Source organism: Granulicella arctica (genome assembly GCF_025685605.1).
In the GTDB taxonomy this organism is placed as follows: Bacteria; Acidobacteriota; Terriglobia; order Terriglobales; family Acidobacteriaceae; genus Edaphobacter; species Edaphobacter arcticus.
Map to the genome: position 1 here is coordinate 252,571 of NZ_JAGTUT010000002.1, position 25,766 is coordinate 278,336.

At 60.3% G+C, this 25,766-nt stretch carries 25 protein-coding genes; 9 read left to right on the forward strand and 16 right to left on the reverse strand.

The features are described 5' to 3' along the window. Nucleotides 1–100 precede the first annotated feature (100 nt). A complete protein-coding gene (locus OHL20_RS21010) occupies nucleotides 101–745 on the reverse strand; it encodes an L-threonylcarbamoyladenylate synthase (protein WP_263385261.1) in 645 nt (214 codons plus the stop codon). A 233-nt stretch (nucleotides 746–978) separates the two neighbouring features. Here OHL20_RS21010 and OHL20_RS21015 point away from each other — a divergent pair, with 233 nt between their 5' ends. The 4 genes from OHL20_RS21015 (at nucleotide 979) to OHL20_RS21030 (ending at nucleotide 4,125) form a co-directional block, all read left to right on the forward strand. After that, entirely contained in the window at nucleotides 979–1,413 is a 435-nt protein-coding gene (locus tag OHL20_RS21015; RefSeq protein WP_263385262.1) for a hypothetical protein, read from the forward strand. Between the two features lie 84 nt (nucleotides 1,414–1,497). After that, nucleotides 1,498–2,253, forward strand: coding sequence for a TrmH family RNA methyltransferase (locus OHL20_RS21020; RefSeq protein WP_263385263.1), 756 nt, complete (start codon nucleotides 1,498–1,500; stop codon nucleotides 2,251–2,253). After that, nucleotides 2,250–3,599 carry a replication-associated recombination protein A gene (locus OHL20_RS21025; RefSeq protein ID WP_263385264.1) on the forward strand — a complete coding sequence of 450 codons (1,350 nt, stop codon included), beginning with the start codon at nucleotides 2,250–2,252 and terminating at the stop codon, nucleotides 3,597–3,599. Before OHL20_RS21020 ends, OHL20_RS21025 begins: the two co-directional genes overlap by 4 nt. 49 nt (nucleotides 3,600–3,648) lie before the next feature. Next, nucleotides 3,649–4,125: a VOC family protein gene (locus tag OHL20_RS21030; RefSeq protein ID WP_263385265.1), complete on the forward strand. Its 477-nt coding sequence runs from the start codon at nucleotides 3,649–3,651 to the stop codon at nucleotides 4,123–4,125. On the opposite strand, the gene OHL20_RS21035 is transcribed toward OHL20_RS21030, so the two are convergent. The 8 genes from OHL20_RS21035 to lnt form a co-directional block, all read right to left on the reverse strand. After that, the gene (locus OHL20_RS21035) at nucleotides 4,122–4,520 is read right to left on the reverse strand and encodes a YybH family protein (RefSeq protein WP_263385266.1); all 399 of its coding nucleotides are present in this window, start codon (nucleotides 4,518–4,520) and stop codon (nucleotides 4,122–4,124) included. The two genes, OHL20_RS21030 and OHL20_RS21035, sit on opposite strands and share 4 nt — an antisense overlap. Next, a complete protein-coding gene (locus OHL20_RS21040; RefSeq protein ID WP_263385267.1) occupies nucleotides 4,517–6,622 on the reverse strand; it encodes a protein-disulfide reductase DsbD family protein in 2,106 nt (701 codons plus the stop codon). Before OHL20_RS21040 ends, OHL20_RS21035 begins: the two co-directional genes overlap by 4 nt. Before the next feature lie 66 nt (nucleotides 6,623–6,688). Then, entirely contained in the window at nucleotides 6,689–7,093 is a 405-nt protein-coding gene (locus OHL20_RS21045; protein ID WP_263385268.1) for a CoA-binding protein, read from the reverse strand. Between the two features lie 33 nt (nucleotides 7,094–7,126). Further along, on the reverse strand, nucleotides 7,127–8,122 hold the full coding sequence (locus OHL20_RS21050; protein ID WP_263385269.1) for a beta-propeller domain-containing protein: 996 nt from the start codon (nucleotides 8,120–8,122) through the stop codon (nucleotides 7,127–7,129). Continuing rightward, nucleotides 8,110–8,619 (reverse strand): DinB family protein, encoded by a 510-nt coding sequence (locus OHL20_RS21055; protein ID WP_263385270.1) that lies wholly within the window; start codon nucleotides 8,617–8,619, stop codon nucleotides 8,110–8,112. Before OHL20_RS21055 ends, OHL20_RS21050 begins: the two co-directional genes overlap by 13 nt. Before the next feature lie 37 nt (nucleotides 8,620–8,656). Then, a complete protein-coding gene (locus OHL20_RS21060; RefSeq protein WP_263385271.1) occupies nucleotides 8,657–9,394 on the reverse strand; it encodes a class I SAM-dependent methyltransferase in 738 nt (245 codons plus the stop codon). A gap of 128 nt (nucleotides 9,395–9,522) precedes the next feature. Further along, nucleotides 9,523–10,654 (reverse strand): peptide chain release factor 2 gene (gene prfB / locus OHL20_RS21065; protein WP_263385272.1). Its coding sequence is split into 2 segments (ribosomal slippage): nucleotides 9,523–10,584 and nucleotides 10,586–10,654, totalling 1,131 coding nucleotides; the frame shifts between segments, so codons are not numbered across the junction. 9 nt (nucleotides 10,655–10,663) lie between these two features. After that, nucleotides 10,664–12,316 carry an apolipoprotein N-acyltransferase gene (lnt, locus tag OHL20_RS21070; RefSeq protein WP_263385273.1) on the reverse strand — a complete coding sequence of 551 codons (1,653 nt, stop codon included), beginning with the start codon at nucleotides 12,314–12,316 and terminating at the stop codon, nucleotides 10,664–10,666. Nucleotides 12,317–12,673: 357 nt separating this feature from the next. Here lnt and OHL20_RS21075 point away from each other — a divergent pair, with 357 nt between their 5' ends. Continuing rightward, a complete protein-coding gene (locus OHL20_RS21075; RefSeq protein ID WP_263385274.1) occupies nucleotides 12,674–13,012 on the forward strand; it encodes a hypothetical protein in 339 nt (112 codons plus the stop codon). 80 nt (nucleotides 13,013–13,092) lie between these two features. Here the strand turns inward: OHL20_RS21075 and OHL20_RS21080 are convergent, their stop codons facing one another. Both OHL20_RS21080 and OHL20_RS21085 read right to left on the reverse strand, forming a co-directional pair. Next, nucleotides 13,093–13,728 carry a methyltransferase domain-containing protein gene (locus OHL20_RS21080; protein WP_263385275.1) on the reverse strand — a complete coding sequence of 212 codons (636 nt, stop codon included), beginning with the start codon at nucleotides 13,726–13,728 and terminating at the stop codon, nucleotides 13,093–13,095. Nucleotides 13,729–13,744: 16 nt separating this feature from the next. Then, nucleotides 13,745–14,095 (reverse strand): bactofilin family protein, encoded by a 351-nt coding sequence (locus OHL20_RS21085; protein WP_263385276.1) that lies wholly within the window; start codon nucleotides 14,093–14,095, stop codon nucleotides 13,745–13,747. Between the two features lie 167 nt (nucleotides 14,096–14,262). Here OHL20_RS21085 and OHL20_RS21090 point away from each other — a divergent pair, with 167 nt between their 5' ends. Next, on the forward strand, nucleotides 14,263–15,189 hold the full coding sequence (locus tag OHL20_RS21090) for a hypothetical protein (RefSeq protein ID WP_263385277.1): 927 nt from the start codon (nucleotides 14,263–14,265) through the stop codon (nucleotides 15,187–15,189). A gap of 3 nt (nucleotides 15,190–15,192) precedes the next feature. Here OHL20_RS21090 and menC read toward each other — a convergent pair whose 3' ends face one another. The 4 genes from menC to OHL20_RS21110 form a co-directional block, all read right to left on the reverse strand. Continuing rightward, entirely contained in the window at nucleotides 15,193–16,323 is a 1,131-nt protein-coding gene (gene menC, locus OHL20_RS21095) for an o-succinylbenzoate synthase (protein ID WP_263385481.1), read from the reverse strand. 55 nt (nucleotides 16,324–16,378) lie between these two features. Continuing rightward, nucleotides 16,379–17,140, reverse strand: coding sequence for a GNAT family N-acetyltransferase (locus tag OHL20_RS21100; protein WP_263385278.1), 762 nt, complete (start codon nucleotides 17,138–17,140; stop codon nucleotides 16,379–16,381). Between the two features lie 3 nt (nucleotides 17,141–17,143). Beyond that, the gene (mazG, locus tag OHL20_RS21105) at nucleotides 17,144–17,986 is read right to left on the reverse strand and encodes a nucleoside triphosphate pyrophosphohydrolase (protein WP_317890991.1); all 843 of its coding nucleotides are present in this window, start codon (nucleotides 17,984–17,986) and stop codon (nucleotides 17,144–17,146) included. 410 nt (nucleotides 17,987–18,396) lie between these two features. Next, on the reverse strand, nucleotides 18,397–19,155 hold the full coding sequence (locus OHL20_RS21110; RefSeq protein ID WP_263385279.1) for an OmpA family protein: 759 nt from the start codon (nucleotides 19,153–19,155) through the stop codon (nucleotides 18,397–18,399). Nucleotides 19,156–19,412: 257 nt separating this feature from the next. On the opposite strand from OHL20_RS21110, the gene uvrC reads away from it, so the two are divergent. Next, nucleotides 19,413–21,392: an excinuclease ABC subunit UvrC gene (uvrC, locus tag OHL20_RS21115; protein WP_263385280.1), complete on the forward strand. Its 1,980-nt coding sequence runs from the start codon at nucleotides 19,413–19,415 to the stop codon at nucleotides 21,390–21,392. Nucleotides 21,393–21,395: 3 nt separating this feature from the next. Here the strand turns inward: uvrC and ypfJ are convergent, their stop codons facing one another. Further along, entirely contained in the window at nucleotides 21,396–22,286 is an 891-nt protein-coding gene (gene ypfJ, locus OHL20_RS21120) for a KPN_02809 family neutral zinc metallopeptidase (RefSeq protein ID WP_263385281.1), read from the reverse strand. Between the two features lie 87 nt (nucleotides 22,287–22,373). Between ypfJ and OHL20_RS21125 the strand changes: the two genes are divergently transcribed. Beyond that, nucleotides 22,374–23,993, forward strand: a complete 1,620-nt coding sequence (locus OHL20_RS21125; RefSeq protein ID WP_263385282.1) for an ArnT family glycosyltransferase — start codon at nucleotides 22,374–22,376, stop codon at nucleotides 23,991–23,993. Between the two features lie 379 nt (nucleotides 23,994–24,372). Then, a complete protein-coding gene (locus tag OHL20_RS21130; protein ID WP_263385283.1) occupies nucleotides 24,373–25,743 on the forward strand; it encodes an APC family permease in 1,371 nt (456 codons plus the stop codon). The last annotated feature ends 23 nt before the right edge of the window (nucleotides 25,744–25,766 follow it).

A 25,766-nucleotide genomic window follows, 5' to 3' on the forward strand; every position in this document is an offset into this window, starting at 1 on the left:
AACGCAGGTTCCCCGCAGGACTGAGAGAAAGAAAAGCAAGAGCAACCGCAGGTCCTTCGACTTCGCTCAGGATGACAGGTTGGTGGCGGGTGGGAAGATCCTAGTGCTGGAGGGCGAGCGCGATCTCGTGGGTGGGGATGGCTCCTTCGCGGAGGATCATCCAGGAGTTGCCGCCGCCGGAGAGGTCGACGATGGTGGTGGCGGTGGAGCGGGCGGTGGGGCCGCCGTCCACAATAAGAGGGACCTGATCCCCGAGTTGATCGAAGACGCCCATGGCGTGCGTGCACTCGGGATAGCCGGAGAGGTTGGCAGAAGTTGCGGTGATCGGCAAGCCAAGGCGAGCTACGACGGCGCGGCAGATGGCTGCTTCGGGAACACGGAGGGCGAGGTTGCCGGTGTTCGCGGTGACGCGCAGCGGAAGCTTCGAGCCGGCTTTGACGACGATGGTGAGGGGGCCGGGCCAGAATTTTTCGGCGAGGCGATCGAAGGCGGAGTCGAGTTGGCGAGCGAGTTCGTAGGCCTGCGAGACCTCGGCAATCAGCAGCGAAAGGGGCTTGTGGCGGGCGCGGGCCTTGAGGTCGTAGATGCGGTCGACGGCGTGCAGATTGACCGGATCGACGGCGAGACCATAGAAGGTATCGGTGGGAAGGGCGACGACATTGCCGCTGTTGAGGCTGGCGACGATGGTCTCGATGTGGTGCTGCTCGGGCTCGTCTGGATGAACGCGGAGGATCTCAGCCGTCAAAATGGGTGCTCCTGAAATGGCCCAAAAGGCGTGTCGCGGGCTAGGCCTACAACTCCGCAGCCTAGCATAGTGGGAGTGTGGGCTCAATTCGGGCGGGTTGTTTCAGGAGATATTCAGATAGAACGGACGGCGGTTGCCCTGCTCGCGGCTACGCGGTTTTGAGGAGCGATGGTGCTTTCTTCGCTCCGCTCAAAGGATGTGGCGTTATCCTCGTCAGGAACGAGGGCCAGTCTATGGTGTTGAAGATCGTGTTTGCAGTGGTCATCGTGGTGCTGATCGCGCGGATGTTCAAGTCGCAGATCAATCGGGGCCAGCAGATTTTGCTGCTGATGCAACAGCTTGGCTTTCAATCCTTAGGCGAAACACTTCCAGCGGATTTCCCCATCGCGGAGACCTCGCTTGCCGAACGGATCGGTGTGGGGCTGATCGGCGCGGGCGTTCGCGGGCGGCACGAGGTGGTGTTCTTTGATTGCGTCTTCCGAGGCGCTCGCATTGGTGTCGCACAGACTGTGATTGCCGTGCGTGGCGGCGAAGAGTGCTTCCCCACGGTGAGGGCGGACCGGACGATGAAACTTGAATCGGCTGGCGGGTGGACGATGGCGTATCGCCACAGAAAGAGTCTGACGGCGCAGGAGATTCAGGTGCTGATTATGGCGGTCCCGGCCTGAACGGCATCCTCGTTCCCCAGGCTGGAAAGTACGTACACTTAAGCCATGGTGTCGAGTGTAATTACGAGCAGGGCGAATGATCGGGTGAAGCAGCTTCGGGCGGCGTTTGGCGGGCAGGCGCGACTTTCAGGTGGGATGGTCGCGATCGAGGGTGATCACCTGCTGCGGGAGGCGCTGCGGAGCGGGATGGTCTTCAAGACGGTCTTCATCAGCGAGCGGCTGGAACTGCCGCGATGGATTCCTTATGGCGTTGAGGTGCTGCGGCTGGCCGATGATGTGTTTCGCAGCGTGGTCGAGACGCAGTCGCCACGCGGGCTGGCAGCGCTGATTGTGCCGCCCGTGCGGGAGTTTAGCGAGGTGCTGGGCGATGGTTCCGCTAAGGCGCTGGTGCTGATTGCGTGTGGTCTGCAGGACCCGGGAAACCTTGGGACGCTGGTGCGGTCGGCGGAGGCGTTCGGTGCGACGGGCGTGTTGACGGCTCCGGGAACGGTGAACGCGTGGAACCAGAAGGCGCTGCGGGCGTCCGTCGGATCGATCTTTCGCGTGGCAGTGGCTGGGGCTACGCTCGATGAGATTGCCGGTTTGCGGGCGCGGGGGGTTCGGCTGCTGGCGGCTGTTGGTGCGGAGGAGCATGGCGTGGTCGCGGCGCAGGATACCGACTTCACCGGAGCATGTGCGGTGATGATCGGGCACGAGGGCCAGGGGCTCGGGCCGGAGTGGATGGAGATTGCAGATGCACAGGTGATGATTCCCTGCCCCGGTAAGGTGGAGAGTTTGAATGCGGCGGTGGCTGGGAGTCTGCTGTTGTACGAGGCTAGCCGGCAGAGGTCCAGCCAATGAGTTTGTTTGATGCGTCGCCGCTGGCGGCTGCGGCGAATACGGCGAAGCAAGCCCCGTTGGCGGAGCGAATGCGGCCGCGCGCGTTGGGCGAGTACTCCGGGCAGGAGCACCTGCTGGGCGAGGGGATGCCGCTGCGTGTGGCGATCGAGAGTGATGATGCGGCGTCGATGATCTTCTGGGGGCCGCCGGGTGTGGGCAAGACGACGCTCGCGAAGATTATTGCGCAGGTAACGGAGGCGAACTTCATCGAGTTCTCCGCCGTGCTGAGTGGGATCAAAGAGATCAAACAGGTCATGGTGGAGGCGGAGCGGGCGGCTGGGTTCGGGTCCCGGACGATCCTGTTTGTGGACGAGATTCATCGCTTCAATAAGGCGCAGCAGGATGCGTTTCTGCCGTATGTGGAGCGAGGAACGATTCGGCTGATCGGTGCGACTACGGAGAATCCCTCGTTCGAGATCAACGCAGCGCTGCTCTCCCGATGCCGTGTGTATACGCTGCGTGCGTTAAGCGAAGAGCAGGTGACAGCGCTGCTGCTGCGCGCCTTGAGCGATACCGAAAAGGGGCTGGGTGCGCTCGGCGTTGGCATTGAGGAGGATGCTGTGGCGATGATCGCGTCGTTCTCGAGTGGTGATGCGCGGAATGCTTTGAACGCCATTGAAGTTGCGGCAAAGCTGGCGCAGGGCCGCGGTGATAAGAGCATCACGAAGGCGCTTGCAGCGGAGGCGCTGCAGCGGCGCGTATTACTGTATGACAAGAAGGGCGAGCAGCACTACGACATCATTTCGGCGCTGCACAAGAGCGTGCGCAACTCCGATCCGGACGCTTCGCTCTACTGGCTGGGGCGGATGCTCGAGGCCGGTGAAGACCCGATGTATGTGGCGCGGCGGGTGGTGCGGATGGCCGTTGAAGATATCGGGCTAGCGGCTCCTGAGGCGCTGAATCTGTGCCTTTCGGCGCGGGATGCGATGCACTTTCTCGGACAACCCGAGGGTGGGCTGGCGTTGGCGCAGGCGGTGGTCTACCTGGCGCTGGCGCCGAAGTCGAACGCGGTCTATACGGCGTATGCTGCGGTGCAGGCGGACATCCAGGCAACGGCTGCGGAGCCTGTGCCGCTGCACCTGCGCAATGCGCCGACGAAGCTGATGAAGTCGCTCGACTATGGCAAGGACTATCAGTATGCGCATGACGTCGAGGGGCGCGTGGCGGATATGGAATGCCTTCCGGCTTCGCTCGCCGGGCGGCGATACTATGTGCCGACGAATGAGGGTCGTGAGAAGCTGCTGGCGCAGCGGATGGACGAGATCGCGCGGATTAAATTACGAAAGAACGGTAGCGAATCGGAGTAGAGCATGGTAGCGTTTCGGGTGCAATCAACTTCCGATATGAGGTCGTGCCATGGAAAAGCTTCCCCCACTTCTTCCCTACCTCGTGGTCTCCAACGGAACCGCGGCTGTCGAGTTTTATAAGAAGGCGTTTGACGCCGTCGAGGATGAACCTGCGTACTATGCGCCGGGTACGACGAAGATTCTGAACGTACGGATGAGCATTCGCGGCGGCGTGTTCATGCTGTGCGACGACTTCTCGAAGATGGCAGGGATTCCCGAGTCGACGCCTGAAGCGCTTGGCGGCTCGCCGGTGACGCTGCACCTTCACTATGAGACGGGTATCGACGAAGCTTTCGAGAAGGCGGTTGCGGCGGGAGCCTCGGTGAAGATGCCGCTGATCGACCAGTTCTGGGGCGACCGCTATGGGCAGCTTATGGATCCGTTCGGACACCGATGGGCGATGGGCCAGACGATTTCGAAGCCCTCGCTTGCGGAGCTTGATGAGCGTGCGGACGAGGCGTTCAAGTCGATGCAGTCGGCTGACTAGGCTGGCTGGCCAGACATCATGTTGGCGTCACGCCAGATGCGCCACTCACCGTCTGCGCTGCGGCGGAGGACGGTGAGGGTCTGTCCGGAGCGCTTGATCGGTGCGCCTCCCTCAAGCGGCGTGATCTCCACGGTGAGGTGATTCCAGACAACGGCGAGGTCGCCGGTGACGGTGATCTCGCGGATGTCGGAGTTGCACTTCATTCGATAGCTGTTCATCATGCGCGCAAAGCCTGCGACGAAGCCGGCGCGGGACATCGGCGGATTTCCTGCCGTGAGGAAGGTGACGCCGTCCGTCATCATGCCGAGTTGCGCCTGGAGATCGCCTGCTTCGGAGGCCGCCGCCCACAACTCGATGACGACTCGGACTTTGGCGACTTCAGGATCTTCGGTCATTTCGTGTCTTTGATCAGGGCTGTCAGGACGAGGTCTTTGGTGAGGAGTTCGGGGAGAACGTCGGCAGCGCTGTCTTTGGCTGCGGGGTAGATGACGTAGGTGGGCACACCGCTGCGATTGATCGAGGCGAGTTCTTTGGTGATCTCGGCGTCGTACTGGGTCCAGTCGGCGCGGAGCAGCGTGACGTGATGCTGGCTGAACTGCTTCTGGACGTCGGCTGACTTCAAGACGGCTCGCTCGTTGACCTGGCAGGAGAGGCACCACGCTGCGGTGAAGTCGATGAAGACAGGGTTACCGGAGGCGCGGGCCTGGTCGAGCGCGGCCTGCGTGTAGGGGGTCCAGACGAGGGTGGTGTCCTTGGGCTGGTAGAGCGGGATGGCGAGGCCGGCCACAGCGAGAAGGATGGCGGCGAGGGTGCTACCGGCCTTGGCGGGCCACTTGCCGAGCGCCCATCCGGCGACGGCGAGGAGCAGCAGCGTGCAGAGGAGGAGAGCGAGATGATCCGCGCCTGCACCTGCTGCGGTGGTCGAGGAGTAGAGGCGGCCGTAAACCCAGACGAGCCAGATGACCGTGGCGAAGAGTGGCACGGCGGTAAGCTGCTTCAGGATCTCCATCCATGCGCCCGGACGAGGGAGGATGCGCGTCCACGCGGGCTGGAAGCTGAGGGCGAGGTACGGTGTGGCGAGGCCCAGTCCGAGCGCGGTGAAGACGGCGAAGGTGATGCCTGCGGGCTGCGCGAGGGCGAACCCGATGGCCGCTCCCATCAACGGCGCGGTGCAGGGTGTGGCGACGATGGTGGCGAGAACTCCGGTGAAGAAGCTTCCCGTATAGCCCTGCTTCTTCGCGAGGTCGCCGCCTACGCTGGTAAGCGACAGGCCGAGGTCAAACTGTCCGGCGAGCGAGAGTGCGAAGAAAAAGAGGCCCGCCGCCAGAAGCGCGATGAAGGTAGGCGACTGGAGCTGGAAGCCCCATCCTGCCTGGCTTCCACCAGCGCGCAGGATGAGCAGCACGCCGACGATGGCCCAGAACGAGACGAGAATGCCGAGCGTATAGACGAGGCCATGGCTGCGCAGGCGGCTGCGTTCTTCTCCAGAAGACTGCACGAGCGCGAGGCCCTTGAGGAAGAGGACCGGGAAGACGCACGGCATCAGGTTGAGGATGATGCCGCCGAAGAAGGCGAGGCCAATCGCGGTGATGGTGGTGACGCCGGAGGCCGCCGTGGCGGGCTTCAGCTTGCCGGGAGCCTCGGCTACTTCGCCCGGCGTGACTGGGCCAGTGACCTCGTAGGCAACCTTGTCGTTGAGTTTGAAGACGCCGTGGAGCTGGTCAGGGAGCTTGGTCAGCTCCGGCGCGCGCTGGATGCGAAGCTGCACGCCGTTGGGGAGCGCGGTGATGTCCTGTTCGGCGGCGTTGACGATCTGATCCTGATCGGCGGGATAGAACTCCGCGTCATCCTCGCTCTTGCCGGTGATGAGCGTAAGGACGAGGTCTGTCTTGCCACCCTTGACGGAGAAGGTGGAGCCCGCAGGCAGAGGCGTCGGGATGAGGCTGATTGACTGGCCAAGAGCGCCCACCATCGGGCCGACCGTTGCGCCGGGCGTGACGTTGAGGGTGAGACCAAGGTGCGCCTTGCCGGGGATGCAGACCTCGCGGCAGACGAGCCAGTGCACCTGCGCGTCGAGGTGAACGGGACCGGGTTTGACGGAGGCGGCGGCCGTAAGCTGGACCGGGAAGGCCACGGTATCTTCGTAGCCGTAGTCCATCAGGGTGGCATTGGGCAGACGGCTTGGGATCGGGAACTGCATTGGCCCAGCGGTGATGCCCGCGGGCAGGGTCCAGGTGATCTTCGGCGGCTGACCGGCGTCCCCGGCGTTCAGCCAGTAGACGTGCCACTTTTCTTCAAGCGTGATGACGAGGCCGACCTGCTGGGTTCCGCCGGGAGCGATTGCGGGCGCAAGCGAGACCAACTCAGCCGTGAGGTGCTGGGATTTGACGGGGCCAGGCCCACCATCGCCCACCTCCTGCATCTGGGCGTTCGCGAAGGGAAGCGCGACGAGAGCGCAAAGAAGGGCGAGCACAGCGGAGCGGAGGCGAATAGTCATCTTCATCGATTGTAGAGGTTGGATGAGCAAGTACCCCTGCAGGTTACAAGGGAATGACAGACGGGCTCACGCGAGCCGCGCGTTGCGATGCTCGACCATGATGCAGCGATCCATCACGACGCGGATGCCACCCTGCTCAGCGTGGATGGCGGCTTCGCGGTTCACGATTCCCTGCTGGACCCAGATGTCTGTCAGGCCGAGCATCAGCATCTCGTCGACGATGCCGGGGATAAGGCTGGGGACGCGGAAGACGTTGACGAGGTCAGGCTTGACGGGAAGATCGCTCAACGAGGCGTAGCTTTTCTCGCCGAGTACCTCGGTAAGAGCGGGGTTGACCGGGTAGATCGTGTAACCGTGCTGCTGCATGTATTCGGAGACGTAGTGGCTGGGACGGTCTGGCCGATCCGAGAGTCCGACGACGGCAATGGTGCGGGCACTCAGCATGGAGCGAAGAATCTCTGGCTCATTCATAGCTACCTTGGACGCAGTGCGAGGAGATTGCGTCTAGTGAATCGGACCAAAATGGACGTCCTCCGGCGCGGAAGGTTCGTCGAGAAACTGAAGCGTTGTTGCAGGGCCGAGGTTCGAGGGGGGCGTCCATTCGCGGAGCACCCAGACGATCTCCTTCGCGGGCGTTACCTCGATAGCCTGTACATCGCCCGGACCGTCACCACTCGCAGGGTTCCACTCATTCGACCAGCTATCGACGACAGTGTTGCCATTCGGCAGTCGCCACGCCTGCTGGGGATTCGCGATCTTGTAGCCGCCAGCATCGGCTGGGCTGAAGCTCCAGAGGACCTTGCTCTCGTGGGTTACCTCGCGGGTGCCGCTGCGGTCCGTGATGAGTGCGTTTCCGTTAGCGAGCGGCGTCACGCCCCAGGGTGTCGAGGCTGGGAACGACCACAGTTCCTTGCCATTGGAGTCGTATTCGACCACCTTGTTCAGGTCCATATGGGCGACGAGCAGGGTGCCTCGCGGGGTCAGGCGCGCGTGGCGGAACTGACCGTGAACACTAATGGGCTGCTTCGCCGCCAGGGGCAACTCCTTCTCCGTCCTGCCCGTCACGATGTTGACGACGCGGATGATAGGCTGCTCGCCGTTCTGGATATAGAGGACGCGTTCGTTGCCGATCGGCAGAGCGGTATGCACCTCGTGGTGGTCGGGAGCGTCATAGTTCCAGACGACCTTCTTCTCCCGCGTGATCTCGGTCACGCCATATTGATGGGCGAAGAGGATGTTTCCGTTCGAGAGCATGACGGCATCGCTGATCTCGCCACGGCCCCCCGGGTCGTCGTAGCTCCAGACGATCTTGCCATCACGCACGATGAAGATGCGGCGATTGTGGGACTCGCCCGCATAGAGAAAATCATGCTGGGCCAGGCCTCTGCCCGGAAGGGTGGCGGGCATCTGAGCCGCACCACACGAAGCTATGCCGATGGCTACTAGAAGAACGCCTGTTTTGAACACAGGATGAAGGTACACGAAGATCAGCTCGGCCAAGCTCCGAGAAGGCGGCGAATCACGATGATTTCGCCAACGTGGTAGGCATTGTGGTCGGCAATCAGGAGTGCCTCGCGAAGAAGGTTCTGGCCATCTCCCCAGCGAAAGGGCTTGGATAGATCTGCATCTGTCTTGGTGAGGAGCGCCTCGAAGTGTTCCTGATCGGAGCGGATGGAGGCGATGCACTCGTCCCAGGCATGGGCAGAGGGTGGCTCGGGAGTCTTCAGCCAGTAATCATCCGGCCACTTATGGGCGTGGTACCCGCCGGTGGGTGGCGCTGAGAAGTTGAGGATGTCGCGCTGAGTGAACCGTAGATGGTCCAGAATCTGCCAGGCGGAGTACGGCAGTTTCTCGGGCACCTTTCCCCGCAGATGAGCGGGAAAGTCTTTAACAGCCGCGTCAAGCGTTGCGTGGGCCTGGCCGCCTTTCAGGAGGGCGAGCAACTGCGTGCGGATCTCGATGGACTCGGCTTCGGCGACTTCTGGCTTTACAGACATAAAGGAATCTCCGGCGATTGGATGCGTCAGAAGTGGCTCAGGATTTACGCGCGATGACAATCGTGAGCGGCGGAAAGGTGGTGATCGGATCGCCCCGCTTTTTTGTCACCGCCAAGCCGCAATCGACAAACTCCGCAGCGTACTCACCGGTGTGTTTGTAGTCTGAGATCAAGGCTGTGCCTCCCGGCTTCAACACTCTGACGATCTCGTGAAGAGCGCGCAGGCGGGTCGGGCGATCGTAGATGTTGTGCAGGCAGAGATTCGAGACGATCACGTCGAAGGTTGCGTCAGGAAAGGTCATCTCGGCCGCCGACTCGCTCAGCAGCGTGGTTCGGCTTTCCACCCCTTCGAGCTTGAGATTGTGGTGCGTAGCTTCAGCGCTGTTGCCGCCCATGTCCACGTTCGACCAGACATCGATGCCGGTCGCGTGACCATCGGGTATGAGCTTCGCCGCCCCGGCCAGCAGGAGTCCGCGGCCGCAGCCGACATCGAGCACCAGCTCATCGCCACGCCACGTGTGGAGCGAGAGCATCTTGTCGCGGTGGTAGAACTTACCGACCTTGACATAGAACAGGAAGAGAAAACCTTCCACCAGCAGAAAGCCAGCCGTCCAGCCGAACATTGGCTTTGGCAGGATGCTGACCTGGCCAAGCGTGATGATGTGCGGGCCGAAGACAGCGATCAGCAGGCAGAGCGCGCCGATGAGGAAGAGGTTGCGCATGACGGCGGGCGCATCTACGCCATAGTCGGGCTTCACGGACAGGGTTGCGGGCATGGCATTCTCCGTATGTGGGGATGATTGTAGCTCCCCCACCCTCCGGAGTATCGTCACGCTCCGCTGGCCAAGGTAGTGCAAGGTGTCACGGAAGGGTATGACAGGTGTCACACCGCAACGAAGGAGAGCTATAGGTCATCATCCTCGACAGACTCCGCCGGGAAGTTACCCTCACGGCGCATTCGAAGATAGCCACGAATGAACGGTTCGATCGCTCCATCAAGCACCTTATCGACATCGCCAACTTCGACACGGGTCCGAAGGTCTTTCGCCATCCGATAGGGTTGCAGGACGTAGCTGCGAATCTGCGAACCGAACTTGATGTCGAGCTTGGAGTCTTCGAGTTTGCGGGCGGTCGCCTTCTTCTTATCTAACTCGTATTCGTAAAGCTTGGACCGCATCATCTTCATGGCGCGCTCTTTATTCTTATGCTGCGAACGTTCATTCTGGCAGCCCGTTACCAGGCCCGTGGGAAGGTGCGTGATGCGCACGGCAGAGTCAGTGGTGTTGACGTGCTGACCACCTTTACCGCCCGAACGATAGGTATCGATGCGGAGATCTTCGACCTTGATATCGATCACAATTGTGTCGTCGATCTCTGGCGACACGAAGACGCTGGCGAAGCTGGTGTGACGACGTTTTGCGGAGTCGAAGGGCGAGATGCGCACCAGGCGGTGGACACCCGTTTCGCCGCTGAGAAGCCCAAAGGCGAACTCGCCCGAGATGGTGAAAGTGGCGGACTTGATGCCCGCTTCGTCGCCATCCTGAATTTCATTGATCTCGACCTTGAAGCTCTGGCGCTCGCCCCAGCGGACGTACATGCGCATCAGCATCTCGGCCCAGTCCTGGCTTTCGGTACCGCCTGCACCCGGGTGCACGGTCACGATGGCGTTGAGCGGATCGGTCTCGCCGGAGAGCATGGTCTTCGATTCCAATGCTTCCGAGAACTCGATGAGCGCAGGAATTTCACGTGTCAGGTCAGGCTCGGTGTTCTCTCCTTCCCGGGCTAACTCGAAGTAAGCCTCGATGTCGTCGGAGCGCCGCAGTAGCTCGGTGTCATCGGCTAACAGGGTTTCGAGGCGCTTGCGTTCGCGCATCAGCGGCTGCGAGCGCGAGGCATCGGCCCAGACAGTGGGGTCGGAGATCTTTTCTTCAAGAGTGGCTAGTTCGCGGCGAAGGCGGGCGGAGTCAAAGATACTCCCGCAGTTCGCGCACTCTGTCGCGGACCGGGGAGTAACGAAATTCTAGGTCGTCAAGCATCTGGATAGTTTAGTTCAAATTACGTTTGAAGCTATAGGCCGCCGCAAGCGCTGTGATGAGGGCGCAGGCGTAGGCGAACAAATCGCCATGCGCGGTGTAGAAGGTGATGTCGTGCTCGAAGTTATAACCTGCACGCAGAGCCGTGCGGATGTGGCGTGGAGCCGAGACAGTGACGCGGCCGTAAGGATCGATCGCTGCGGTCACGCCGGTGTTGGTCGAGCGGAGAATCCAGCGATGGTTCTCGATCGCGCGCATCCGGACCATGTTGAGGTGCTGCCATGCGGCGCTGGTATCGCCATACCAGCCATCATCAGAGATATTGACGAGAACGTCGGCTCCATTCTTGACGAACTGTCGAATCTCATCGCCGAAGATGGATTCGTAACAGATAAAGACACCATAAGACCTACCTGCAGTTTGAAAGACAGTTCGATCGGTGCCACGATCCATATCGCCAACGCCTGCGGTTAACTTATTCGCGAAAAAGAAGAAGTTCTTGAATGGGATATATTCGCCCCACGGCACCAGGTGAATCTTGTCGTAGCGGCCCGCAGGTGCGCCATCTGCAGCAACTAGCGTTGCCGAGTCGTAGACATGAACGCCGCGCGCGGAGGCCGGGTCAGCAACTACACCGAGATTGCCGATGACGAGCGGCGCCTGTGCAGCGCGAGCCAATGCAGCTAAATGCTCCATGAAGATCGGATCATCGGAGCGGAAGCCAGCGGGTGATTCCGGCCATGAGATCAGGTCGCTCGGTCGCGTGCTGGTCAGGCTGGCTGGATTATCTGCAGTGAAATGAATGCAGCGGGTTGAGGGTAGCTCAGGAATACCGAGGCATCGATCCGCTGGCGGCGCAATGCTCAGGCGCGTAAATGATTCAACTAGTTGCTGCGAGGTCTCATGCGTATTTTTCGCCTCAGCACCGACACTTAGATTTTCCTGCACCAGGGTGGCATAGCTGCTGGTGGGCAGATGGGTTGGTGGCTCCATCCTGCGCAGCAAGTACAAGTAAGTCACCACGATCAAAAAACCAGCCAGCGTAAGTAATTGGCGGGTGTATTTGCGCTCCTTGATGCGAATGCGGACCAGCCACAGGGCGTTGACCAGCACGATCAGGAAAGAGATTCCATAGACACCGGTAATTGGTCCGAGGCGCGTCAACAGCGGGTTATCGACCTGCGTGTAGCCAAGCAGATCCCACGGAAACCCGGTGATACGCGCACGCGCAAGCTCTACCGCAACCCAGATGAAGGGCGAAAGCAACAACGCTCCCTGCGCGCCAAATCGCGTGCGACGTATGCATCCAAACAGGCATGCAAACAATGCATGATAAAGCCCGAGATAGAGACAGAAGAGAATCAGGATGCCGATGGCGATGGGTTTATCGAGGCCACCATAGATGTACATCGTCTGGTAGATCCAATAGCAATTACCGAGATACCAGAGGAAGCCGCAGAGATACCCAAGCGTTGTAGCCTGCCGCAGAGTAAGAGGTTCGCCGGATTTATTCACTCCTGCGAGCGCCGACAACAACGGCAGCAGCGCAATCCAGCAGAAGGCAGTTCGCCATAGCGGCACCGGACCAGCGAGTGGAAATGGCAGTGTTTGCAGGGCTGCGGAGAGGATGGTCAGAAGCCAGAGCCGCAAGGGAATGAGTCGCATAACTGTGCGAAGTCTACCATTCCGCAGCAGCCGTGCATGGCACATCGATTCATCGCGTCATCGGCACTTACAGCTTAATCATCGGCAAATCCGCGACCACGAATTGGAAAGTGCTGTTCACGGTGCGCCTTGTACTAAGTCCAAAACTCATGCATCAGACGACGGCTAAGTGGATGTCATTTGCGGGACTAATTACATACATAGATGGATTCTGAGTGGTAACTTCCAGTCAAAATGCGGGTAAATCATCTGTCGAATGTTTGCAACCTGTAACTTCATTCTGTATCGTTGAGAGGTCTGGAGTATTCTGCCGTTCACAAGAGAAGACGCCTGGATCTATTCAATGGGAGGTAACACGTGGAAGTAAGTGTCATTATTGCCGGCATCGACGCACAGATTCAGAAGTTACAGGAAGCTCGCAACATTCTGGATAGCGTTTCGACGCCCGCACCAGCCGTAAAGGCAGGTCGTGGCCGACCCAAGGGGAGCAAGTCCGCTGTCCCCAGCGCCAAAAAGATTGCACTCGCCTTGAAGACAGCAGCGCCTGCGAAGACTGCCGCTCCTGCAAAGACCGCGACTGCTGCGAAGACCGCTGCTGCTCCTGCGAAGCGCAAGCTCAGCCCCGAGGGCCGCAAGCGCATCGCTGATGCAATGAAGCGCCGCTGGGCAGAACGCCGCAAGACCGCCGTCAAGTAAGGTTTGAAGTCCATGTAAAAAGCGAACGAACTGCACTCGCAGTTCGTTCGCTTTTTTACTTTCGATTGGGGATGCAGAACCTATCGGTTGGCAACTACCTCGCGAAGACTATCCTTCGCAAGAAAGAATTTTGTTCCGCTGAACTTCTCCAGCAACTTCTCAATCTGGCGATTGTTGAACGTGTGCAACAGCGGCTGACTTCCCGTCAACTGCATATCCACAACATCCGTGTCGGTGAGATGGTAGCGCCGAAACGCGACCTCCGGACCTGTGTTCTTAGAATGAAAGAAGGCCAGCATCTTGCCGCCGGACTGCATCACCTCGTGGAGCCGGTCCATAATGGGCGCGAGCAGTGGTTCCGGCAGGTAGTCCGCAGCGTCCCACAATATGACTACGTCGAAGATGCGACCTGAGAAGTCGAGATTCGACTTGATGAATCCGTCGACGTCGTAGTGCGACGCCTCTCCGGGCTCTCCGGCGACCAGCCACTCCGGCCGTGCAGCCTCTTCCGCAAGGTTTGCCATGTAGACGCTGTGACCGAGCCCGGTAATGTAGTTGATGTTGCTTGAGGACGTCGGTCCGATATCTAGAATGCGCAGAGACTCGTTGGCCCGCAGGTGCGTGAGCAGCTGCGCCCAGCCGCTTGAATGGCGCGGCGTCTTCGTCGTGTTACCGGAGCCGCCTGCCTTGTCTTGGTTGCCGAAAAAACTGCGCATGCGACCGCAAACCTTTCTACGATTGAACGGCTGTGGCGCCGACGGGATTCAGTTCAACGCGTCCCTTGATGATGGCGCTCTCTTCAATGGAGAGCCGTCCTGCAAGAACATCGCCGGTAACAACGGCAGACTGTCGCAGATCGATACTGCCGGTCGCCTTGATATTGCCGTCAACCTTGCCGAAGATGATGATGTCCTGCACGTTGATGTCGGCGCTGACGCGGGCGTTCGGACCGATCGTGAGGCGGCAGTCGGTTAGCGTAATCGTGCCTTCAATCTGACCGTCCATGAAGAGGTCCTCGCTGCCGGTCAACTCTCCCCGGATGGTGACGGACTTCCCAATGACGGTGGCGGTCTCTGATTTCATGCTGATATTGCTCCTGTAGGATGGCCCTGTTCATGTAAATCGAATTGGTGTGTCTTGCCCGAACTATACCCAAGCCTGTGCGGCTAGGCAAACGGGAAAACTTTGCGGCTGGTCTGAACGTCTCACCGTAAGTATGCGGGCAAATGGTGCGTAGGTCGAGGGCTTACATGAGCAGTATCGCGAGTAAGCGCTCCAACAGGCGCTGCAACAAGGGCTTCGCGATCACGTCACAGCGCGTTATGTCGGCTGCACTGCTTGCGATAGCCGCCCTGATCTTCGATGGGAATGCGCACGCTGCTGCAAACCCTGGTCCGACAGCGCGTCCACCTCGCGACTGGATTGTCGAAACTGCCGCTAACGAGATCCTGATGCTGCAGCACTCCGGCACCTACCTGCGCTATCGCATGCACGTGGTCGATCAGAAGGGCGACCAGGTCCGCGACGTGATCGAGAGCAAGGATGGAACAGTCGCTCGCCTGATCCTGCGCGATGGGCGCGCCCTCACCGCCGAGGAGGATGCCGCCGAGCGTGAGCGTTTGAACGACGTCCTCGCCTCGCCTGCCAACTACGCCAAACATGTGAAGAACGATGCTTCCGGCAAGAAGCTTGCTGTCGACCTCATCCGCCTGATGCCGGACGCGATGATCTACACCTACGTTCCCGGGCAGCCGCCCTCTGGCCGCGGCTCAGGTAGTCCCGAGGTTGTGCTGGACTACACACCCAATCCGAAGTGGTCGCCGCCCTCGACCACAGCGGAGGCGCTTACCGGCCTCCAGGGGCGCATGTGGCTCGATGTGAAGACCCACTGCATGGTGCGTATGGAAGGCCAGATATTCAAACCGGTAAACTTTGGCTGGGGCATGCTCGCGCATATCTATCCCGGCGGCAAGCTCGAGCTGGAGCAGACCGACGCGGGCAACGGGCGCTGGATTTACACTCACTTCACCCAGCAGGTCACCATCCGTGCGCTTCTACTCAAAACACTCAACGTCCACACGCAGATCGACGCTTCAGCCTTCCAGATTCTGCCGGGAGAGATGAGCTATCAGGATGCAATTCGCCTGCTGCTCTCAACTTCCGCACCGAGTCACTAGACTCTATGCAGTCACCAGCGCCTTCGCACGAAGCGTCTGCTGGCGCACCGTGAGCCGCTCGATACGGTCCCGGCGAACTGCATACCCGGAGCCTGCACTCGTAGGCACGGTAATCTCACCGGCTGCGCTGACCGTCACCTCTGGCTCGATGATGTCATCGACCCAGTATCGACTTGACGCCGACACGTCACCGGGAAGCGAGAAGTTCGGCAGCGACGACAGCGCAATGTTATGCGCCCGTCCAATGCCCGTCTCGAGCATGCCGCCACACCACACCGGCATGCCGCGCTCCATCGCGGCGTTGTGCACCGCAATAGCCTCGCTAAAGCCACCAACCCGGCCATTCTTGATATTGATGATGCGACAGGATTCCATGTCGATCGCCGCAAGCGCATCGCGGCGATTGCGGATCGACTCGTCCAGGCAGATCGACGTCTCGATCCGCTTCTGCAGCATCGAGTGGAAGTAGAAGTCGTCATACCAGAGCGGCTGCTCGATCATCAGCAGGTTGAACTGATCCCAACTCGCGATGTGATCAAAGTCGCGCATCCTGTATGCGGAGTTGGCATCGCAGCTCAACAGAATCTCCGGCCAGCGCGCACGTACTGCCTCGAAAATCTCAACGTCCCAGCCGCGCTTACACTTCAGCTTGATGCGCTGGTAGCCTGCGGCAAGCTCCTTCGCAATGGTCTCCAGCAGCGCGTTAAGAGAGGGCTGGATACCGATAGAAACTCCGCACGGAATTGTCTTGCGCGTGCCGCCGAGCAGTTGGGAGAGGGACACATCCTCCTGCTGAGCGACCAGATCCCAGACGGCATTCTCGAGCGCTGCCTTTGCCATGCGATGACCGCGAACCTGCTTGAAGATGTGCGGGCAGCTTCCGCCACTCTCCAGGTCGGTAGCGTTCAGCAGGCGCGGTGCAAGCTCGGCCTCGGTCGTGATCCAGGCGGTGTCGATACTCTCGTCGGAGAAGTAGGGATGCTCCCCCGCAACGCACTCGCCCCACGCCGTCAGGCCCTCCGATTCGATCTCGATGAGCAGGATGCGGCGACCGGTCGTGACACCGAAGCTGGTCTCGAAGGGGAAGGCGAGCGGCATGGCAATCTCGCGGAGATGAATAGCGTCAATCTTGATCATGGTGTGGCGTCCTGTCGTGCGAGCATGTGCTGATTTTCCAGGTTGAACTTGTTCAGCTTGAGCTACCGTTCGCCATGGGTTCTGGTCCGAGGAGAAAGAAGCCGTTCCCCTCAACGTCGCGCTCGTAGTCTACGACGGCGAGGCCCTGTGCGAAGGCTGTTTGCAGCGCATTCCGATTACTTGTTTGCAGGTCGACCGCCAGCATACGCCTGGACTCATCCTGCTTCCACTGCGAAATAGCCGCTGGCACCTGGATGCGCGTCGTGACCTCATCAGCCGAAACCTCACCCTCAAGGCGTCCAAGGACGTGCGGCGAGCGCATCCACCACTCCGCATACAGCCGGTCGGTCGGCAAACCGCCCTGCAGCGGTGATGAGGACGGCCCATAGAAGTCCGGATGGTATCGTCGCGCAATCGCCCCCAGCCGGTGCAGGTTCAGGTAGGCGTTCTTGATCTCAAGCGGATCGAAGGTCCACTCCATCAGTTCGAAGCCGCGGGCCAGCGCATCGCCGCGCTGGGCCAGCTTCAACCGACGTCCAAGGCCAGCGTCGCGGTACTCCGGCAGCACAGCGAGCATGTGGGAGTGCAGATACGGTTGGCCGTTCCGATAGCCCGGCAGCGCCATGGCAAAACCGACCACCGTATCGCCATCGAAGGCGCCAAGGACCTGACCGCCGATTCGCTGCGCGAGGAGAAACACCCGGCGCGGAATCACGTCGCCGTCGCTATAGCCCCACACGGCAATCTGTAGATCGACGCAGCGATCAAACTGTACGAGCGTCTCAACGGGAGCGATGCGGATCTCGGGACGCATACGCTAGCTGACCGCCCTGAGATTTTTGCCGCTCTGCTTTGCCGCCGCCCACAGTTCTTCAAGCTCCGTCGCAGAGAGCGCCTCAAGCGCCGCCGCCCCACCCGCAGCCGCTTCCATATGGCCAAAGCGCTCACGAAATTTGGCATTCGTCGCTCGCAGCGCAGACTCGGGATCAACCTTCAGGTGGCGAGCGAGATTGACGGCAGTAAAAAGCAGGTCGCCAAGCTCTTCCTCGGCACCCGTCGCATCCGGCGCAAGTTCCGCCTTCAACTCCGTGATCTCCTCCTGCAGCTTATCGAAGAGGCCGTCAGCATTCGGCCAGTCGAAGCCGACCTTTGCAGCGCGTGAGCCAAGTTTCGCTGCCTCCATGATTGCAGGCATGGAGCGAGGCACGCCACCCAGCACCGTCTCCGCGCCGGCAGCAGCCTGCTTCTCCGTCTTCTTGATCTGTTCCCAGTTCCGCAGCACCGCCGTAGCGTCCGTAGCGACAGCATCACCAAAGATATGGGGATGACGGCGGATCAGCTTCGCGTTCAGGTTGGCCGCCACATCATCGATCGTGAAGTAACCGGCCTCGGCGGCCATCTGCGAGTAGAAGAGCACCTGCAGCAGCAGGTCGCCAAGCTCGTCCTTCAGATCAGGCCAGGCGCGCCGCTCGATCGCGTCGAACACCTCGTACGTCTCCTCGAGAGTGTGCCGCTTGATTGAATCAAAGGTCTGTTCGCGGTCCCATGGACAGCCGTCGGGTCCACGCAGTCGTGCCATGATCGCAATCGACGCAGCGATGGGATCGTCCTGCCCTGCAGCATCTTGTGGGTTCTCTGTTACTCGTTCGACCGCAGCCATAGCTCTACTTTACTTGATGGTCGGTTCCCTGTTCCGATTCACCAGACGTGCCCTGTCGTCTACCGAGAGATAAAAATCCTGAGACGGCATACAGCCTCACCTCGGCTAAGAAGCGATCAAGATCCCGTCGGACGGTCTACGCCGACAACGGGGCCCAGGCGGCCTTCTGTTCCTCTTACTGCTATTTAGATTTTCGGGTAATACTCGCCTCGAAGACTACGGGCGTGGTCTTTTCGCAACTTGATTCAATAAAGCTCCCTGGGGAGGGGAGGGAGCGGGCGGGGTGTTGCACATGCTCCCCGCCGCTTAGTTGAAAGGTGCTACTCGTCTTACTGCATGGTTCGGCAAATAGCTTTCTAGACTGGAACTGCAAACGCGGAAATTGGAGCGAAGATTTTTGTCCAGACTTATTACTGGCCGCTGGGACCGGTAACAGAGGCGTTGGACGAACTCATATTAGACATCAACTTAATCTCGACACGCCGATTCTTGGCGCGCCCTGATGCGGTGCGATCACTCGCAACCGGGATGTCCTTCCCGATACCAACAAGATAAAACTTGTGCGGTGGGATGTTGTGCTTTCCAGCAAGGTAGTTGACAACTGCATCTGCCCTGCGCTGGCTAAGCTGGTAGTTATACTGCGCATCACCGGTAGCATCCGTGCCACCTGTGACTTGAAGAATATAACCCCTCGCAGTAGCTAATGTCGAGGCGAAGCTATCCAGTTGCTTTTTGTCATCTGCCGTCAGCACCGCTTTGTCGAAGCCAAAGGTCACGCTCAGATCCGCCAACGGCTTGTAAGTGTCAAGATTCGCGATGATGCCGCTTAGGCTGTCGACGCGATTAACAGCGTTCTGAGCCGACTTGCCCGCAACATCGGCCTGCTGGCCGGCAGCCCCAGCGTGCTGATCTGCCGTACCTGCCGCATCCATCGCACCAGCGATACCCTTCGTAGCGCGCTCGTCCGTATCCACAATCGTGCGGTGGTCGGAGGCGGTCTTCGCGTCGAGTTCATTGGTCTGCTGGATAATAGGCGTCGTCTGCGACCGAACATAATTCTTCGAAGAGCATCCGCCGAGGAGGAACACAGCGGCGGTGCCCAATACAGCAGACTGGAGTGCAAAAAACTTCAGATCGATAACGCTTCGAACCGGATTCATATCTTTCATAAAAGTCAAGTTCTCCTGAATTACACCTGCATCAACGTAAACAATGGTGCAACCAGTCGGCCAAACAAAGCAAGAGCGAACAACCTCCTTGAATCGAGTTAGTTACAGCGGCTCTCCGTAGACAGTCCTACCCTGCGCCATAGAGCGCTTATGGAACTTTTGCATCGTTTTTGCGTCAAATTTACTGAGTCGAAACAAGTTACCGACAGCCGCGACACTCCGTCGCGCCCGCATCTACACTTGGATTAGCCGCCTTTATGGATATAAACGAGAAAATCCGTACCCTGCCGACCTCGCCGGGCTGCTACCTCTACAAGAACGCCGAGGGAGAGGTCATCTATGTCGGCAAGGCGAAGAACCTGCGTTCGCGGGTCCGCTCCTACTTCCTGGATGCCTCGCAGGCCAACGCAAAGACCGGCTCCCTCATGCGCGAGGCCGTCGACGTCGAGTACATTACCGTCGACAACGAGCGCGAGGCCCTGGCCCTCGAAAATAACCTCATCAAGCAGCGCAAGCCGCGCTTCAACATCCTCCTGCGCGACGACAAGACCTACCCCTACATTAAGCTGACGATGAACGACCGTTACCCGAAGGTCTTCGTCACCCGCAAGCTCCGCAAGGACGGCGGCGCGTACTTCGGCCCCTACTTTCCCGGCAACCTGGCCCACCGCCTCGTCGACCTGATCCACCGAAGCTTTCTCATCCCAAGCTGCAAGGTGGACCTGTCGCGCTACCATCCGCGCGCCTGCCTGCAGTTCTACATCAAGCGCTGCCTCGGCCCCTGCGTCGAAGGCCTCACCACGCCCGAGGCGTACAAGCAGACCATCCGCGATGTGCAACTGTTCCTCGAAGGCCGACCGAACGAACTTGAACAGGCCCTCACCAAGCGCATGGCCGCCGCCGCCGAAAACGAGCAGTTCGAACTCGCAGCTCGCCTCCGCGACCAGATCGTCACCGTCCATCAGGCGCAGGATAAGCAGCGCATCGCCACGGCAGACAACGAGGACGCCGACGTCTTCGGCTTCCACTACGAGAACGAGATGCTCGCCGTGAACCTCTTCCACATGCGCGGCGGCAAGATCGTCGATCGCCGCGACTTCTTCTGGGAAGAGCTACCCGAATCCCTCTCCGACACTCTGAACGAACAGGTCGACGACCCCTCCTGCGCCGCCGAAAGCCTGCCTCGCCTCGAGCCCGACCCCCTGCAGTCCGCCCCGGAGGTGCTCGAAGAAACGGCTATCATCCAGCGCTCCGGCATCACCGAACTAGACGGCATCTTCAGCCCGGCGATCTTCTTCTCTGCCCTGCTCAAGCAGCTCTACCTCGACCAGAGCTACGTCCCCCGCGCCATCTACGTACCTGTAGACTTCCCCGACCGCGCCATCCTCGCCGAACTTCTCAGCGAACGCTGCAAACACAGGATCGACATCGCCGCCCCGCAGCGCGGCGACAAGCGCTCCCTCGTTGACCTCGTCTGCCAGAACGCCAAACAGTCCTACGACCAACGATTCCGCGTCCTCAAACCCGGCATGAAGGCCATCCAGGAGTCCCTACAGGACGCCCTCACCCTCGAAGAACTCCCGCGCCGCATCGAGTGCTTCGACATCTCCCACATCCAGGGTGCCGAGACCGTCGCCTCCATGGTCGTCTGGGAGGACGGCGCGATGAAGAAGGCCGACTACCGCAAGTTCCAGGTCAAGACCGTCTCCGGTGTAGACGACTTCGCCAGCATGCGCGAGGTCGTGCAGCGCCGCTACAAGCGCCTGCTCGACGACAAGAAGCCGTTCCCCTCCCTCATCCTGATCGACGGTGGCCTAGGCCAGCTTCACTCTGCCTACGCCGCGCTCGAGGAGATCGGTGTCACCCTGCAACCGCTGGCCTCCATCGCCAAGCGCGAGGAGATCATCTACGTCCACGGGCAGGAGGACGACCCCATCGTCCTCGACCGCCGCTCCCCCGTCCTGCACCTCATCCAGATGATCCGCGACGAGAGCCACCGCTTCGCCGTTACCTACCACCGCAAGCGCCGCGAGATGCGCGACCGCGAATCCGAACTCGACGCCATCCCCGGTGTAGGTCCAACCACCCGCCAGCGCCTGCTCCAGCACTTCGGCAGCGTCCGCGGCATCAAGCAAGCCAGCTTCGACGCCCTCACCGCGGTGGTCAACGCCACCACCGCCGAAAAGATCCGCAAACACTTCGCCGAAGAATCATCCGAACTCCACGTCCTCCAGTAAGCTCTACTGCGACATCGCCCCAGAGCTGAACGTATCGCAGGCCTGCACCGTCCCCTGCTCCAGCCCCGTCTTGAACCAGTGAATCCGCTGTGCCGAACTCCCATGTGTGAACGTCTCAGGGCTCACCGTCCCACGCTCCATCTTCTGCAGATGGTCGTCGCCGACAGCTGCAGCCGCCTTCAGACCGCCCGCAATGTCGGCTTCATGGATGAATCCCCGCCGCTCCCCACTCTTCGCCCAGATGCCTGCGAAGCAGTCAGCCTGCAGCTCCAGTTCGACCGAGAGGTGGTTCCGCTGATCCGGCTGCTGGCTCGAAAGATGCTGCACCTTTGCCTCCGTCCCGAGGATCTTCTGCACGTGGTGCCCCAGCTCATGCGCGACGACATACGCCTGCGCGAACTCGCTCGTACCGCCGCCAAAGTGCGCAAGCTCATCCCAGAAGCTCAGGTCGATATAGACCTTTTCGTCACCCGGACAGTAGAACGGCCCCGTAGCCGACTGCGCCGTGCCACACCCCGAGTAGGTCCGATTGCGGAAGAGCACAAGCTTCGCATGCCGATAGTTCTTACCCGTCTGCTCCGGCAGAATCGTCGTCCACTCCTTTTGCACATCATCCAGCACAAAAGAGATCAGGTGGGCTGAGCGATCCTCTCCGGGAGCCGTCGCCCCTCGCGGCCTTTGCTGCTGCTGCGGCCCCATCTGCTGGCTCTGGGTCCCGCCACCGCCGCCATGCAGGAAGGCTCCGAGGTAGTTGCGGCCCGTCACCAGGCTGATCACCGCCAGCAGGATGAACCCGATAATTCCGAGCCCGCCACCGCCAAACCCTCCGCCACCACCCGAAGAGCTTCGCCGATCCTCAACATCATCACTCATCCCACCCGGCTGCCAATCCATGTTTCCTCCTAAAATCCCGTCCTAACGGTTGATGCAGAAAGCGGCACGTCCCGCACGGCTCTCGAAAGTTTAGAGTAGTCGGAACGAATGCACACCTCTGGTCGTATCCTGCCCAATATGAGCACAACTGTAGTTCATCCACAGGACCGGGAGTTGCACGCCGCCGTCCGCCTCGCACTGCTCTTCGCGGCGATCAAGCTCCTCATCCACATCGCGACCAACGCCTGGGAGGCGCACATCGGCTGGGGCTACTTCCGCGATGAGTTCTACTACATCGCCTGCGGCCGTCATATGGCCTGGGGATACGTCGACCACGGCCCCATCGTCGCTCTCCAGGCGAAGCTCACCGTCATGCTCTTCGGCAAATCGCTCGTCGGCATCCGCATGCTCTCGGCGCTCGCCGGTGCAGGCCGCGTCTTCCTGACCGGCATCCTCACCTGGTCGCTTGGGGGTCGCCGCCCAGCGCAGGGTCTCGCCATGATCGGCATCCTCATCGCACCGCAGTACCTTGGCCTCGACAGCTTCCTCTCGATGAACTCCTTCGAATCCCTCTTCTGGATGACCTGCCTGCTCGCCCTGATCCTTATTGTGCGCGGCGGCCTTGCAGGTCGAAATAACGAGCGCCTCTGGCTCCTCTTCGGCGTCTCCGCAGGGCTAGGTCTCCTCAACAAACCATCGATGACCTTCTTCCTCATCGCCCTGCTCGTCGCGCTCATCCTCACACCGCAGCGCCGGCTCCTCGCCACCCGATGGGCCGCAGCAGGTGTTGCCCTCCTCATCCTCATCGCTCTCCCCAACCTCGTCTGGCAGGTCCTGCACCACTGGCCCACGCTCGAGTTCCTCCACAACGGTCGCGTCGAAAACAAAAACATCAGCCTAGGCCCACTCGCCTTCCTCGGCTTGCAGGTCAAGAACCTTCTACCGCCCACCATCCTTATATGGGGAGCGGGCCTTGTCTTGCTGCTACGCGAAAAAAGCTGGCGCTGGCTCGGCGTCACCTACCTCCTCTTCCTTGTCGGCATGATGGCGCTCCACGCCAAGGACTACTACGTCATCCCCATCTACCCCATCCTCTTCGCCGCCGGAGGCATCGCTTGGGAGCGCTACTTCGCCCGCAGCAAGGCTGTCGTGAACAACCGTATCTACGCCTTCCCCATCATGGAGACGCTGCTGCTCGTCCTCACAATCCTTGCCTTGCCCATGGCCATCCCGGTGCTCACTCCGCAAGCCTGGCTCCGGTACACCGCAGCGACGCATCTCTACAAATCCAGCAGCAACACCGAGAACAGTCCAAGCGGCCCCCTGCCGCAGTTCTACGCGGATCGCTTCGGCTGGCAGGAGGAGGTCGATCAGGTCACCCGCGTCTACCACTCCCTCTCCCCGGCAGATCAGCAGAAGGTCGGCATCCTCTGCACCAACTACGGTGAGGCCGGAGCCATCAACTTTCTCGGCCACGGCTTACCCGTCGCCATCGCCGGTCATAACAACTACTTCCTCTGGGGACCGCACGGTTACACCGGGGAGATCATGATCGCCATTACGATGGCCACTCCCGAGGAGATGCACCAGAACTACGACTCCGTCGAGATCGTGGGACGCATGGACCATCCCCTCTCCATGCCCTTCGAACATCGCAACATCTATCTTCTCCGCGGACGCCACAAGAACCTCACCGCAGACTGGCCGGACTTCAAGCACTACATCTAGATCGAGAGGTAAGCCACTATAAATAAACCGCATATCTAAGCCGCCAACAAACTGTCATCCTGAGCGGAGTCGAAAGACTTGCGGCTGCTCTTGCCTCTACCTCCGGTTGTCATTCCCGAAGCGAACGCGCGTATGCACCTCTCCTAACTTCCACATCGCACCCTTAGATAATTACCCGCGGCAACCTGCCACACACCGGCAGAAATTTGACAAACGTGGCATCCTGCGACCCCCTCAATCACCGGAAAGTCCAACCGCACCCCTACTTGTGCATGCCGAAGTCCGGACCTAACCCGCCTGTTTTGAAGACTTTCGTACTTCAGGTACGGGGGGTAGGGGGTACCTCACGAGTCGCCTGTGATACGCTGCCTCAAACCCAATGGCCCAGCAAGAGCACGAACTTCCTCGCGTCCTGAATGCGTCGCACGCGACCTCGATCGTCGTCGGCATCATCATCGGAAGCGGCATCTTCCTGGTCCCACGCGAAATGATGGCCGCAGTCGGAAGCTCCGCCGGAGTCTACGCAGTCTGGATCGTCGGCGGGTTGCTCTCACTCTTTGGCGCCATGACCTACGCGGAAATCGCCGCCGCTCGACCGCGTTACGGCGGCGAATATGCCTTCCTCCGCGAAGCCTACGGCGATCTCACCGGCTTTCTCTACATGTGGACGCAGATTACCGTTGCCAAACCAGCCTCGCTCGCGACTGTCGCAGCCGGTTTAGCGCGTGTCCTCGGAACCTTCGCCATCTTCAGCGCCTTCGCGAAACCAGCCTTCCTGCACCTGCTTTGGGGACAGGTTTTTGCCATCACGATGACCTGGCTCATCACCCTGCTGAACATCATGGGAACGCGCAACTCGGCCAACGTGCAGCTCGTCCTCACGTGGCTCAAAGGCCTGCTCATTATGGTCATCGCGGGCTTCTGCTTCTTCGCCGCGGGTCAGCATGGAACATGGCACAACTTCTCTACCAGCTTCGTCGGCGCAAAAGGCGGCTTCTCGGGCTTCATGATCGCCCTCGTCGCCGCGCTCTGGGCTTATGACGGTTGGAGCGACGTCACCACAATGGCCGGCGAAGTGAAAAACCCGCAGCGCAGCTTTCCCATCGCCCTGATCGGCGGAGTCGCCATCGTCGGCGCGCTCTACATGCTCACCAACGCCGCGATCCAATACGTTCTTCCAGCCAGCGTGATTGCCGCAGCAGATCGTCCCGCAGCCGACGCAATGCGCCTCGTCGCAGGAAATTGGGGAGCGGCTCTTGTTTCGCTCGGCATGGCTGTCAGCATCGGCGCAACCTTTGTCGGCTCGTCACTCTCCGGTGCACGAGTTCCCTTCGCCGCCGCGCGCGATGGCCTCTTCTTCAAGCAGCTGGCTCATGTCAGCCCGCGCTTTCACACGCCCTCAGCCTCGCTGGTCCTGCAAGCCGTCCTTACCTCGCTGCTGTTGCTGGCAATCGGCAGATTCCAGGCACTCTTCTCGCTCGCCATCTTCGGCGAATGGCTCTTCTACGCCATGACTGCAAGCACCATCTTCGTCTTCCGCCGCCGTGATCTGGCCGCAGACAGGCCTTACAGCGTCTGGGGATATCCTGTTCTGCCTGCGCTCTTCATCGCCGCCGCAATCGTGCTGTTGGTCTTCTCCTTCGCCGATCATCCTCTCAATTCAACCGTTGGCAGCGCGATTATCCTCCTCGGCATTCCAGTGCACTATCTCCTGCAGCGCGGCAAGATGGCTCGACCCGTTACGCTGTAAGGTCAAGACCCGCTACTCTGTAG